The organism is Pseudomonas sp. AF32 (genome assembly GCF_022342325.2).
Taxonomy (GTDB): domain Bacteria; phylum Pseudomonadota; class Gammaproteobacteria; order Pseudomonadales; family Pseudomonadaceae; genus Aquipseudomonas; species Aquipseudomonas uvaldensis.
Map to the genome: position 1 here is coordinate 20,051 of NZ_RQJK02000023.1, position 13,017 is coordinate 33,067.

10 protein-coding genes are annotated in these 13,017 nt (G+C 61.7%); all 10 read left to right on the forward strand.

The window, feature by feature from the left end; genetic code table 11:
• The first annotated feature begins 167 nt into the window (after positions 1 to 167).
• The 10 genes from gluQRS (at position 168) to pgi (ending at position 12,822) form a co-directional block, all read left to right on the forward strand.
• The gene (gene gluQRS, locus EGM97_RS20465) at positions 168 to 1,055 is read left to right on the forward strand and encodes a tRNA glutamyl-Q(34) synthetase GluQRS (RefSeq protein WP_238964015.1); all 888 of its coding nucleotides are present in this window, start codon (positions 168 to 170) and stop codon (positions 1,053 to 1,055) included.
• A gap of 78 nt (positions 1,056 to 1,133) precedes the next feature.
• The gene (locus EGM97_RS20470) at positions 1,134 to 1,310 is read left to right on the forward strand and encodes a hypothetical protein (RefSeq protein ID WP_003176118.1); all 177 of its coding nucleotides are present in this window, start codon (positions 1,134 to 1,136) and stop codon (positions 1,308 to 1,310) included.
• Positions 1,294 to 4,248, forward strand: a complete 2,955-nt coding sequence (locus tag EGM97_RS20475; protein ID WP_172679638.1) for a sensor histidine kinase — start codon at positions 1,294 to 1,296, stop codon at positions 4,246 to 4,248. The genes EGM97_RS20470 and EGM97_RS20475 overlap by 17 nt, the downstream gene beginning before the upstream one ends.
• 22 nt (positions 4,249 to 4,270) lie before the next feature.
• Complete coding sequence (locus EGM97_RS20480; protein ID WP_238964013.1) at positions 4,271 to 5,707, forward strand: sigma-54-dependent transcriptional regulator; 1,437 nt, start codon at positions 4,271 to 4,273, stop codon at positions 5,705 to 5,707.
• Between the two features lie 809 nt (positions 5,708 to 6,516).
• Positions 6,517 to 7,905, forward strand: a complete 1,389-nt coding sequence (locus EGM97_RS20485) for a polynucleotide adenylyltransferase PcnB (protein ID WP_238964012.1) — start codon at positions 6,517 to 6,519, stop codon at positions 7,903 to 7,905.
• A gap of 3 nt (positions 7,906 to 7,908) precedes the next feature.
• Entirely contained in the window at positions 7,909 to 8,391 is a 483-nt protein-coding gene (folK, locus tag EGM97_RS20490) for a 2-amino-4-hydroxy-6-hydroxymethyldihydropteridine diphosphokinase (RefSeq protein WP_238964010.1), read from the forward strand.
• Between the two features lie 242 nt (positions 8,392 to 8,633).
• On the forward strand, positions 8,634 to 9,434 hold the full coding sequence (gene panB / locus EGM97_RS20495) for a 3-methyl-2-oxobutanoate hydroxymethyltransferase (protein WP_238964008.1): 801 nt from the start codon (positions 8,634 to 8,636) through the stop codon (positions 9,432 to 9,434).
• Positions 9,431 to 10,291 (forward strand): pantoate--beta-alanine ligase, encoded by an 861-nt coding sequence (gene panC, locus EGM97_RS20500; protein ID WP_238964007.1) that lies wholly within the window; start codon positions 9,431 to 9,433, stop codon positions 10,289 to 10,291. The genes panB and panC overlap by 4 nt, the downstream gene beginning before the upstream one ends.
• A gap of 137 nt (positions 10,292 to 10,428) precedes the next feature.
• Positions 10,429 to 10,809, forward strand: coding sequence for an aspartate 1-decarboxylase (gene panD, locus EGM97_RS20505; RefSeq protein ID WP_053153519.1), 381 nt, complete (start codon positions 10,429 to 10,431; stop codon positions 10,807 to 10,809).
• Between the two features lie 348 nt (positions 10,810 to 11,157).
• A complete protein-coding gene (pgi, locus tag EGM97_RS20510; protein WP_238964005.1) occupies positions 11,158 to 12,822 on the forward strand; it encodes a glucose-6-phosphate isomerase in 1,665 nt (554 codons plus the stop codon).
• Positions 12,823 to 13,017 lie beyond the last annotated feature (195 nt).

Sequence of the window (13,017 nt, forward strand, 5' to 3'; positions counted from 1 at the left end):
AGACAGTGAGACCCTTTGTGGCGAAGGGATTTATCCCCGTTGGGTCGCGAAGCGGCCCCATCCAGAGAGCACAGCCTTCAAGATCCCGGGGCTGCTTTGCAGCCCAGCGGGGATAAATCCCCTCGCCACAAGGCCGTGCCAGACTTAAACAACAGTAGCCATTCCTCATGAGCACCCGCACCTACATCGGCCGCTTCGCCCCCACCCCCAGCGGCCACCTGCATTTCGGCTCGCTGGTCGCCGCGCTGGCTTCGTACCTGGACGCCCGGGCCGTGGGTGGCCGCTGGCTGCTGCGCATGGAGGACCTGGATCCGCCCCGGGAAGAACCGGGCGCACAAGCGGCGATTCTCAAGGCCCTGGAAGCGTATGGTTTCGAATGGGACGGCGAAATGGTTCGCCAGAGCGATCGTCATGACGCCTACAATCAAGTCATCAACCGACTGTTCAGCCAAGGCCTGGCCTATGCCTGTACTTGCTCGCGCAAACAGCTGGAGGCCTACCACGGCGTTTATCCGGGGCTGTGCCGCAACGCCGGGCACGACATGCAGGACGCTGCCATCCGCCTGCGTGTCCCCGAGCTCGAGTACCCTTTCACCGACCGGGTACAGGGCCCATTCCGCCAGCACCTTGGTCGCGAGGTCGGCGACTTCGTGATCCGTCGTCGCGACGGGCTCCATGCCTATCAATTGGCCGTGGTGCTGGACGACGCCTGGCAAGGGGTGACCGACATCGTGCGTGGCGCCGACCTGCTGGACTCCACCCCGCGCCAGCTTTACCTGCAGGAACTGCTCGGCTTGCCGCAACCACGTTATTTGCATGTGCCGCTGATCACTCAACCGGACGGGCACAAGCTCGGCAAATCCTACCGTTCGCCGCCGCTGGCCGCCGACCAGGCGACCCCGCTTCTGCTACGGGCGTTGCGGGCGCTGGGCCAGCAACCGGGGCCCGAGCTGGTCAATGCCAGCCCCCGTGAACTGTTGAGTTGGGGCATTCGGCACTGGGATGTAGCCAGCATTCCACGCACACTGACCCTGCCCGAAGCGCAAATACGCTGACGGCCCTTGCAGCTTGGCGCCCATCCGTTACCATCGCCGCACGTTTTTCGGGCACGCGCTTAAAAAAGAGAGGCCGGGATGTACATCTATCGCTTGGTCCTGCTCCTGGTAGTGGGGATCTACCTGTTCTCCCCCGCCATCATGGATTGGTGGATCGACGCCACGGGTGCCTGGTATCGGCCTTATCTGCTCTGGCTGATCCTGATCGTCGTGACCTTCATCCTGCAGAGCCAAAAAGATGCCGATGAGCTTTAGCCTGACCCAGATGGTCCTGATCAGCGCCGTCTACCTGGCGGTACTGTTCGGCGTGGCCTGGATCAGCGAACGGGGCATGATCCCCCGGGCGATCATTCGCCATCCGCTGACCTACACCCTGTCGCTGGGCGTTTATGCCAGTGCGTGGGCGTTCTACGGTACGGTCGGTCTGGCCTACCAGTACGGCTATGGTTTCCTGTCCAGTTACCTCGGTGTATCAGGGGCATTCCTGCTGGCGCCGGTGCTGCTGTATCCGATCCTGAAAATCACCCGTACCTACCAGCTCTCTTCGCTGGCCGACCTGTTTGCCTTTCGTTTCCGCAGCACCTGGGCCGGGGCGCTGACCACGATCTTCATGCTGGTGGGCGTGCTGCCGCTGCTGGCTCTGCAAATGCAGGCCGTGGCCGACTCCATCAGCATTCTGACCCATGAGCCGGTGCAACACCGGGTGGCGCTGAGTTTCTGCGTCCTGATCATCCTGTTCACCATCTTCTTCGGCTCCCGGCACATCGCCACCCGGGAGAAACACGAAGGCCTGGTGTTCGCCATCGCTTTCGAATCGGTGATCAAGCTGATCGCCATCGGCGGCGTTGGCCTCTATGCGCTGTACGGTGTCTTCAATGGCCCGCAACAGCTCGAACTTTGGCTGCTGCAAAACCAGACCGCCCTCGCCGCCCTGCACACGCCGCTGCAAGAAGGTCCGTGGCGTACGCTGTTGCTGGTGTTCTTCGCCTCGGCGATCGTAATGCCGCACATGTATCACATGACCTTTACCGAAAACCTCAACCCGCGCTCGCTGGTCAGCGCGAGCTGGGGCCTGCCGCTGTTCCTGCTGCTGATGAGCCTGGCGGTGCCTTTGATCCTGTGGGCCGGGTTGAAATTGGGCGCCAGTACCAACCCGGAGTACTTCACCCTGGGCATCGGCATCGCCGCCAACAGCCCGGCCCTCGCCTTGCTGGCCTACATCGGCGGCCTGTCGGCGGCCAGCGGCCTGATCATCGTGACCACCCTGGCGCTGTCGGGGATGGCGCTCAACCACCTCGTGCTGCCGCTCTACCAGCCGCCGGCCGAGGGCAACATCTACCGTTGGCTGAAATGGACCCGGCGGGCGCTGATCGTGGCGATCATCATGGCCGGCTACGGGTTCTACCTGATGCTGGGGGACGGACAGGACCTGGCGAACCTGGGCATCGTCGCCTTCGTCGCCACCCTGCAATTCCTGCCAGGGGTGCTGTCGGTGCTGTATTGGCCGACCGCCAACCGCCGCGGCTTTATCGCCGGTCTGCTGGCGGGCATCCTGGTCTGGCTGGTCGCCATGCTGTTGCCGCTGCTGGGCAATCTGGAGGGTTTCTACATCCCTCTTCTGAACATGATCTACGTGCTCGACGACACCAGTTGGCACATGGCGGCCATCGCCTCGCTGGCGGCGAACGTGCTGATGTTCACCCTGATTTCCCTGTTCACCAACGCCAGCAGCGAAGAAGCCAGCGCCGCCGAAGCCTGCGCAGTGGACAATGTGCGTCGTCCGCAACGTCGCGAACTGCACGCTGCTTCGCCCCAGGAGTTCGCCACGCAACTGGCCAAGCCCCTGGGCGCCAAGGCCGCGCAAAAGGAAGTCGAACAGGCCCTGCGCGATCTCTACCTGCCTTTCGACGAACGCCGCCCGTATGCCCTGCGCCGCCTGCGCGACCGCATCGAAGCCAACCTGTCCGGCCTGATGGGCCCCAGCGTGGCCCAGGACATGGTCGAGACATTCCTGCCCTACAAGGCGGGCGGCGAAAACTATGTCACCGAAGATATCCACTTCATCGAAAGCCGCCTCGAAGACTACCACTCGCGCCTGACGGGCCTGGCCGCCGAACTGGACGCCTTGCGGCGATATCACCGCCAGACCCTGCAAGAACTGCCAATGGGCGTATGTTCCCTGGCCAAGGACCAGGAAATCCTGATGTGGAACAAGGCCATGGAAGAACTGACCGGGATCGCCGCCCAGCGCGTGGTCGGTTCACGCCTCAGTACCCTGGGCGAACCCTGGAGAGGCTTGCTGCAAGGGTTCATCGACCTGCCGGACGAGCACCTGCACAAGCAACACCTGGCCCTGGACGGCCAGACCCGCTGGCTGAACCTGCACAAAGCGGCGATCGACGAGCCATTGGCGCCGGGTAACAGCGGCCTGGTACTGCTGGTGGAAGACCTGACCGACACCCAGATGCTCGAAGACAAGCTGGTCCACTCCGAACGCCTGGCGAGCATCGGCCGGCTGGCCGCCGGGGTGGCCCACGAAATCGGCAACCCGATCACCGGCATCGCCTGCTTGGCGCAGAACCTGCGCGAAGAGCGCGAGGACGATAGCGAGCTGACGGAAATCAGCAGCCAGATCCTTGAGCAGACCCGCCGCGTGTCGCGCATTGTCCAGTCCCTGATGAGTTTCGCCCATGCCGGCGGGCACCAGCACAACGACGAACCCGTGTGCCTGGCCGAAGTTGCCCAGGATGCCATTGGCCTGCTGGCCCTGAACCGGCGCAATTTCGAAGTGCAGTTTTTCAACCTGTGCGACCCGGATCACTGGGTCGACGGCGACCCCCAGCGACTCGCCCAAGTGCTGATCAACCTGTTGTCCAACGCCCGCGACGCTTCACCGGCCGGCAGTGCGGTACGAGTCAAGAGCGAAGCCAGCGAACACACGATCGATCTGATCGTCGAAGACGAAGGCAGCGGCATCCCACAGAACATCATGGATCGACTGTTCGAACCTTTCTTCACCACCAAGGATCCTGGCGAAGGCACCGGACTGGGCCTTGCACTGGTCTATTCCATCGTTGAAGAGCATTATGGACAAATCACCATCGACAGCCCGGCCGATGTTCAAAGCCAGCGCGGCACCCGTATCCGAGTCACCCTGCCGCGCCATGTCGAAGCGACGTCCGCTGTGAACTGAGACCGTCGAGAGAATCGAATCAATGCCGCACATTTTGATCGTCGAAGACGAAACCATTATCCGCTCCGCCTTGCGCCGCCTGCTGGAACGCAACCAGTACCAGGTCAGCGAAGCCGGTTCCGTGCAGGAAGCACAAGAGCGTTTCAGCATCCCAACGTTTGACCTCATCGTCAGCGACCTGCGTCTGCCCGGTGCTCCCGGCACGGAGCTGATCAAGCTTGGCCAGGGCACACCCGTGCTGATCATGACCAGCTACGCCAGCCTGCGCTCGGCGGTCGACTCCATGAAAATGGGCGCGGTGGACTACATCGCCAAGCCGTTCGACCATGACGAAATGCTCCAGGCCGTGGCCCGCATCTTGCGCGACCGACAGACGGCAGCGAGCAATCCGTCGGAGCCGACGAACGGTAAAAGCGCAGCCTCCGCGAAAGCCGGCGCCGGCAATGCCAATGGCGAAATCGGCATCATCGGCTCCTGCCCTCCCATGCAGGACCTCTACGTCAAGATCCGCAAAGTGGCGCCGACCGACTCCAACGTCCTGATCCAGGGGGAGTCCGGTACCGGTAAGGAACTGGTAGCCCGCGCCCTGCACAACCTGTCTCGCCGGGCCAAGGCCCCGATGATTTCGGTGAACTGCGCGGCGATCCCGGAAAGCCTGATCGAGTCCGAGCTGTTCGGGCATGAGAAAGGCGCATTCACCGGTGCCAGCGCCGGACGCGCCGGATTGGTGGAAGCAGCGGATGGCGGCACGCTGTTCCTTGACGAAATCGGCGAACTGCCTCTGGAAGCCCAGGCACGGTTGCTGCGGGTACTCCAGGAAGGCGAAATCCGCCGGGTCGGCTCAGTCCAGTCGCAAAAAGTCGACGTACGCCTGATCGCAGCGACCCACCGGGACCTCAAGAGCCTGGCAAAGATTGGCCAGTTCCGTGAGGACCTGTATTACCGGCTGCACGTCATCGCGCTGAAATTACCGGCCTTGCGCGAACGAGGCGCGGACGTCAACGAAATCGCCAATGCCTTCCTTGCCCGCCAGAGCGCACGGGTCAACCGCACCGACCTGAAGTTCGCCCCGGACGCTGAGCAGGCCATTCGTCATTACGCCTGGCCAGGCAACGTACGAGAACTGGAAAACGCAGTGGAGCGGGCAGTGATCCTGTGCGAAAGCCCGGAAATCTCCGCCGACCTGCTGGGTATCGACATCGAGCTCAGCGATATGGACGATGAAGAATTCATTGGCCTGGCCCCTCAACAGGGCGGTGCTGCCAACAACACCAGCCATGAGCCGACCGAGGACCTGTCCCTGGAAGACTACTTCCAGCACTTCGTCCTGGAGCACCAGGACCACATGACCGAAACCGAACTGGCTCGCAAGCTCGGGGTAAGCCGCAAGTGCCTGTGGGAGCGCCGCCAGCGCCTGGGGATTCCACGGCGCAAGACCGGGGTGGCCAGCGAGAGCTGAGATTCTGTGGGAGCGAGCTTGCTCGCGATAGTGTCGGATCAACCGACATTGATGTGACAGGCACACCGCTATCGCGAGCAGGCTCGCTCCCACAAGTGGCACACTGCTGTACAACGTGATTGTGAAAAAACTGTTACCCCAGCTTTTTCACGTAACAGGAGCCGGGGTTTACGGTAACGAAACCCTGGCTTTTTTTCGCCCAGGAAAAATGGCTATAACCATAGAACCCCCGGTTTCGCTGGGCCTCGCAAAAGTTGGCACGCACCCTGCTATAGCTTTGGTACAAGAACAATAACAAGCAATGCACAAGACAATAAAAATAAGACGAATCGACTCACGCACAATAAAAACAAGACGGCGAGAGGCGCAGCTAACTGATTCTTTTGGAGAGGCGTTGTATTTGGGGCTTGCCCCACGACCAGGCCGAGAACAATAAAAACTGTCTCAAGACAGGCGCCTGAACTGGTTGGATCGACTGATCACTGCAACACAGCGACCAAAGCAATCCGTTTGCTCTTGGCTCCCGATTGGGAGGGTCACGAAGGGAAACCTCGTGGCGCGGGCACTCACAAAAACAAGAAGCCCAAAACCATAATAAAAACAGAGCACGCAACTAATTCTGGGGGAGCTTCGGCTCCCCTTGTGGTTTCTGTCATTCCCCTTCCCTCCGGCCTACAAGCCTTGTCGCTTGAAGCTTGCAGCTCAAAACTGCGGTGTCCTACACCATCCCCTGACTAAATGCTAGAATCCCCGCCCATCATGCGGCCATTCTCCGTTTTGGCCGAACATTCCTTCAAACAGTGCATCCCATGCTGAAGAAGCTGTTCCAGTCATTTCGTTCTCCCTTGCGTCGTACGCAACACATTCGCAGCACGCCTGAAGTGCTCAACAGCGGCCAGCATTCCTTGCAAAAGGCCCAGTTCAGCCGTTATGCGGTGAACATCGTCGAACGCCTGCAGAACGCCGGCTACCAGGCCTACCTGGTGGGCGGATGCGTGCGCGACATGCTACTTAACATCACCCCCAAGGATTTCGACGTCGCCACCAGCGCCACGCCGGAACAGGTTCGGGCCGAATTCCGGAACGCACGGATCATTGGTCGACGCTTCAAACTGGTTCACATCCATTTCGGTCGTGAGATCATCGAAGTGGCGACTTTTCGCGCCAACCACCCGCAAAACGAGGACGACGAAGACAGCAACCAGTCTTCTCGCAACGAGAGCGGGCGCATCCTGCGGGATAACGTCTACGGCACCCTGGAAGAAGACGCGCAACGCCGCGATTTCACCATTAATGCCTTGTATTACGATCCGGTCAGCGAACGCATCCTCGACTACGCCAACGGCGTGCACGACATCCGCAATCGTCTGATCCGCCTGATTGGCGATCCCAAGCAGCGCTACCAGGAAGACCCGGTACGCATGCTGCGGGCCGTGCGTTTCGCCGCCAAGCTGGATTTCGGCATCGAAAAACACAGCGCCACACCAATCCGCGACCTGGCGCCGACGCTGCGGGACATTCCCTCGGCGCGCCTGTTCGAGGAAGTGCTCAAGCTGTTCCTGTCGGGCAATGCGGCGGACACCTTCGAAATGCTGGTGGACCTGCAACTGTTCGATCCACTGTTCCCGGCCAGCGCCGAGGCGCTGGAGCACAACCCGACCTACACCCATACCCTCATTAGCGAAGCGCTGATCAATACTGATTTGCGTATCAAGCAGAATAAACCGGTGACCCCGGCCTTCCTGTTCGCCGCGCTGCTCTGGCCCGCGCTGCCGGCTAGGGTGTTGCGCCTTCAGGAGCGCGGCATGCCGCCGATCCCGGCCATGCAGGAAGCCGCTCACGAATTGATCAGCGAACAATGCCAGCGCATCGCGATCCCGAAGCGCTTCACGATGCCGATCCGAGAAATCTGGGACATGCAGGAACGCCTGCCACGGCGTAGCGGCAAGCGGGCCGACCTGCTGCTGGACAACCCGCGTTTCCGCGCCGGCTACGACTTCCTGTTGCTGCGCGAAAGTGCCGGTGAACAGACCGATGGCCTGGGCGAATGGTGGACCGATTACCAGGATGCCAACGACAGCGAGCGTCGCGAGATGATCCGCCAACTCAGCGGCAAGGACGACGGTGCCAGCGGTCCGCGCAAACGCCGGCGCAGTAGCGGCGCCAAGCGTAAACAGGTCGGCGCGTCGGGCGAATAATCCATGGAACGCGTCTATATCGGCATGGGCAGCAACCTGGCCGAACCCGCCGAACAACTGCGCAATGCCCTCCAGGCGCTGGCGCAATTGCCCGACACCCAACTGGCTGGCGTTTCGGCGTTCTATCAAAGCGACTCGCTGCTGCCCGGCCAACCGCGCTACACCAACGCGGTGGCCGCGCTGGACAGTCGCCTGGCGCCGCTGGCGTTGCTCGATGCGCTGCAAGCCATCGAAACCGGCCAGGGACGCGAACGCCTGGAACGCTGGGGCCCGCGCACCCTGGACCTGGACATTCTGCTGTTCGGCGATCGGCTGATCGACGAGCCTCGCCTGAAAGTCCCCCACTACCACATGCAGGCCCGGGCCTTCGTGTTGTACCCGCTGGCCGAGCTGGCCCCCGCCGACCTGCGCCTGGCCGATGGGCGCCTGCTCGAGGACCTGCTCGCAGCTTGCCCATTCGTCGGCCTGGAACGCTTGCCTGACTGACACCCCCCTCCCTCAGGGATCCGGTACCCAACGGTCAGATCCGATACGCTCCCCCACGCTGAAACGCATCAGTAACCCCGGTAACACCCGCCGGTAACACATCCAATTGACTTCCCCGGTGCTCCTCACGACTATAGGCGTCCCGTTGCCGCCAACGCGGCATTCAAGGGCGCAATCCAGGCCTTACAAGCACCACGCATAGAGGGTGCGCCTGAATACAAGCGTCCAATGAGGACTTTTTCATGCCAGCTATTACCCTGACCACGCTGCAAGGTCTCAAGCAAAAAGGTGAAAAAATCACCATGCTGACCTGCTATGACGCAACCTTCGCCCACGCCTGCAACGAGGCCGGGGTCGAAGTGCTACTGGTGGGCGATTCCCTCGGCATGGTGCTGCAAGGCCATGACAGCACGCTGCCGGCAACTACCGCGGACATGGCCTATCACGTGGCCTGCGTCAAACGCGGTAACACCGATGCGCTGATCCTCGCCGATCTGCCGTTCATGGCCTACGCCACCCTCGAACAGACCATGACCAACAGCGCCCAGCTGATGCAGGCCGGCGCCCACATGGTGAAAGTCGAAGGTGCATTGTGGCTGGCCGAGTCGATCCGGTTACTGGCCGAACGTGGCATCCCGGTGTGCGCACACCTGGGCCTGACGCCGCAGTCGGTGAACGTCCTCGGTGGCTACAAGGTCCAGGGGCGCAACGAAAACCAGGCGCGGCAGATGCGCGCCGATGCGATCGCGCTGGAACAGGCCGGCGCGGCGATGTTGCTGCTCGAATGCGTGCCCAGCGAGCTGGCTGAAGAAATCACCCAGGCGGTCAAGATACCGGTCATCGGGATCGGTGCCGGCAGCGCCACCGACGGCCAGGTGTTGGTGCTGCACGACATGCTCGGGCTGTCGATCACCGGCCGCGTTCCCAAGTTCGTGAAAAACTTCATGGCCGGACAAACCAGCATCCAGGCAGCCTTGAGCGCCTACGTGGCAGAGGTCAAAGCCGCGACCTTCCCTGGCGCCGAACATGGATTCTCTGCATGAACACCGTCAAGACCGTACGTGAACTGCGGGCCGCCGTGGCCCGTGCCCGCAACGAAGGCAAGCGCATCGCCTTCGTGCCGACCATGGGTAACCTGCACAGCGGCCACATGGCATTGGTGACCAAAGCAGCGCAACGGGCCGATTTCGTGGTGACGAGCATTTTCGTCAACCCCCTGCAATTCGGGGCAGGCGAAGACCTGGACAAATACCCCCGTACCTTGGCGGCGGACCAGGAAAAGCTACTGCAAGCTGGCTGCCACCTGCTGTTTGCCCCAAGCGTTGAAGAGATGTATCCCGACGGCATGGCCGGACAGACCCGGGTCAGCGTTCCGCAATTGTCCGAAGGCCTGTGCGGTGCCAGCCGTCCGGGCCATTTCGAAGGCGTGGCGACCGTGGTCAGCAAGCTGTTCAACATGGTCCAGCCTGACCTGGCGGTGTTCGGTCAGAAGGACTTCCAGCAACTGGCAGTGATCCGCGCGCTGGTCCATGACCTGAACATGCCGATCCAGATCATCGGGGAGCCGACCGTTCGTGCCGAGGACGGGCTTGCATTGTCGTCTCGCAACGGTTTCCTCAGTCCGGAACAACGCGCCGTGGCCCCAGCGGTCTACCGCAGCCTGACCCAGATTGCCGAGGCGATCAGACAAGGACAACGGGACTTTCCGGCACTGATCGGTGAACAGATCCGGCAACTCGAAGCCGCCGGGCTGCGCCCCGACTACCTGGAAGTCCGCCATGCCCGGACCTTGCGCCCGGCCACGGCCGACGACCGCGACCTGGTGATCCTGGTCGCGGCCTTCCTGGGCACGACTCGGCTGATCGACAACCTGCATCTGGATCTCGACGCGCGCGCCTGAACATCCTCCTGCGGGAACAAACTGTGGGGGAAAGCTGTGCTCCCACAGGTTCGCCCATAGGGCACTGCGGTGTTATTGCCGCCCCGGCAGCCTTCGGGCACACTGCCCGCCGTTTGGACCCGACCAGAGGAAACCCCATGCACGCCATCATGCTCAAGGCCAAGCTGCACCGCGCCGAAGTCACTCACGCCGTGCTCGATTACGAGGGCTCCTGTGCCATCGATGGTGAATGGCTGGACCTGTCCGGCATCCGCGAATACGAGCAGATCCAGATCTACAACGTGGACAACGGCGAGCGCTTCACCACCTATGCCATTCGTGGCGAAGATGGCTCGCGGATGATTTCGGTCAACGGCGCCGCAGCGCACAAGGCCAAGGTGGGCGACCGTGTCATCATTTGCGCCTACGCCCATTACAGCGAAGCCGAACTGGTGAATTTCAAACCCCGCATGCTGTACATGGCGCCAGGCAATGAACTGAGCCACACCAGCAACGCCATCCCGGTCCAGGTTGCCTGATTCGGCACGACCTTTCCTGTGGGAGCGGGCTTGCTCGCGAAGGCGGTGGATCAGGCGGCACTGAGGCTGACTGACCCACAGCCTTCGCGAGCAAGCCCGCTCCCACAATAGTGCTCAGTGTCCTTGAGTATGTTTCGAGCCCCGTCTGTCGGACCTATCCCGAGCCCGTTGTATAAAAAAGTACCGGGAACCGGTCAGACAAAGTCAAGACAGATCGCAACGCGAGGTTTACTGTAGTCGCCCTGCGCCCAGTGATCGTGTCGACGCAGTCGTCCGGACGCCCGCCTCGGGCCATGCCGGAGTTTTTAGTGTACAAAAGGTCGTTCAAGTAAAAGGAAACCCGCAGCGATGGCGTATTACCGAAACCCTCATGACGTGACCGCTCTGCCCGCCTGGCAAGCGCTGAATGACCACCGCAAAGCCATGCAGGATTTCAGCATGCGCGAAGCGTTCAACGCCGATCCGCAGCGTTTCAACCAATTCACCCTGTCGAGCTGTGGCCTGTTTCTCGATTATTCGAAAAACCTGATCAACGCCCAGACTCGCGACCTGCTGGTCAACCTGGCCAACGAAGTCGACCTCAAGGGTGCGATCAAGGCGCTGTTCGAAGGCGAAATCGTCAACGCCTCGGAAAACCGTCCGGCCTTGCACACCGCCCTGCGGCGGCCGGTGGGCGACAAATTGCTGGTAAACGGCGTCAACGTGATGCCGGATGTGCACAAGGTCTTGAACCAGATCACCGACCTGGTGGGCCGCATTCACGACGGGCTGTGGCGGGGCTATACCGAGAAGCCGATCACCGACGTGGTGAACATCGGCATCGGTGGCTCTTTCCTCGGCCCGGAACTGGTGTCCGAAGCGCTGTTGTCCTACGCGCAAAAAGGCGTTCGCTGCCACTACCTGGCGAACATCGACGGCAGCGAATTCCACGAGCTGACCATGAAGCTGCGCGCCGAGACCACGCTGTTCATCGTCTCGTCGAAATCCTTCAATACCCTCGAAACCCTGAAGAACGCCCAGGCCGCCCGCGCCTGGTACCTCGCCCAGGGCGGCTCCGAAGCCGAGCTGTATCGCCACTTCATTGCCGTCTCGAGCAACAACGCGGCGGCCGTGGCGTTCGGCATCCGTGAAGAGAACATCTTCCCGATGTGGGACTGGGTCGGCGGCCGTTACTCGCTGTGGTCGGCCATCGGGTTGCCGATCGCCCTGGCCATCGGCATGTCGAACTTCAAGGAACTGCTGTCCGGCGCCTATTCCATGGACCAGCACTTCCAGAGTGCGCCGTTCGAGCAGAACATGCCGGTGCTGCTGGCCTTGCTCGGCGTTTGGTACGGCAATTTCTGGGGCGCGCAGAGCCACGCGATCCTGCCGTACGACCATTACCTGCGCAACATCACCAAGCACTTGCAGCAATTGGACATGGAATCCAATGGCAAGAGCGTGCGCCAGGACGGTACCCCGGCATCGACCGACACGGGCCCGGTCATCTGGGGCGGCGTCGGTTGCAACGGCCAGCACGCTTACCATCAGTTGCTGCACCAGGGCACCCAATTGATCCCGGCCGACTTCATCGTACCCGTGGTCAGCTTCAACCCGGTGGCCGACCACCATCAGTGGCTGTACGCCAACTGCCTGTCCCAGAGCCAGGCACTGATGCTCGGCAAGACCCGCGCCGAGGCCGAGGCCGAATTGCGCGACAAGGGTGCCAGCGAAGAAGACGTGCAAAAACTGGCCTCCCACAAGGTCATCCCGGGCAACCGGCCGAGCAACACCCTCGTGGTCGAACGCATCAGCCCTCGTCGTCTGGGCGCACTGGTGGCGCTGTATGAACACAAAGTGTTCGTGCAAAGCGTGGTCTGGGGCATCAATGCCTTCGACCAGTGGGGGGTGGAGTTGGGCAAGGAGCTGGGCAAAGGTGTCTATAACCGCCTGGTGGGCAGCGAAGAGAACCCGGCCGAAGATGCCTCGACCCAGGGCCTGATCAACTACTTCCGCGGGCGTCATCGCGGCTGATCCCAGGTTTGCATTACCCTTGTGGGAGAGGGTCTTGTGGGAGCAAAGCTTGCTCGCGATAGCCGTATCAACCTGCGTGTTGAATGTGACGGCGTCATCGCGAGCAAGCTTCGCTCCCACCGGGCTCGCTCCCACAGTCATTTGTGCATGGCTTGAACCCTCCGGCAACTGGGCGCATCTTTATGGCTTGTCGCA

Bases quoted from the DNA above. Each gene is read 5' to 3' on its own strand.
- gluQRS (WP_238964015.1), top strand. From the start codon at position 168: ATGAGCACCCGCACCTACATCGGCCGCTTCGCCCCCACCCCCAGCGGC.
- EGM97_RS20470 (WP_003176118.1), top strand. From the start codon at position 1,134: ATGTACATCTATCGCTTGGTCCTGCTCCTGGTAGTGGGGATCTACCTG.
- EGM97_RS20475 (WP_172679638.1), top strand. From the start codon at position 1,294: ATGCCGATGAGCTTTAGCCTGACCCAGATGGTCCTGATCAGCGCCGTC.
- EGM97_RS20480 (WP_238964013.1), top strand. From the start codon at position 4,271: ATGCCGCACATTTTGATCGTCGAAGACGAAACCATTATCCGCTCCGCC.
- EGM97_RS20485 (WP_238964012.1), top strand. From the start codon at position 6,517: ATGCTGAAGAAGCTGTTCCAGTCATTTCGTTCTCCCTTGCGTCGTACG.
- folK (WP_238964010.1), top strand. From the start codon at position 7,909: ATGGAACGCGTCTATATCGGCATGGGCAGCAACCTGGCCGAACCCGCC.
- panB (WP_238964008.1), top strand. From the start codon at position 8,634: ATGCCAGCTATTACCCTGACCACGCTGCAAGGTCTCAAGCAAAAAGGT.
- panC (WP_238964007.1), top strand. From the start codon at position 9,431: ATGAACACCGTCAAGACCGTACGTGAACTGCGGGCCGCCGTGGCCCGT.
- panD (WP_053153519.1), top strand. From the start codon at position 10,429: ATGCACGCCATCATGCTCAAGGCCAAGCTGCACCGCGCCGAAGTCACT.
- pgi (WP_238964005.1), top strand. From the start codon at position 11,158: ATGGCGTATTACCGAAACCCTCATGACGTGACCGCTCTGCCCGCCTGG.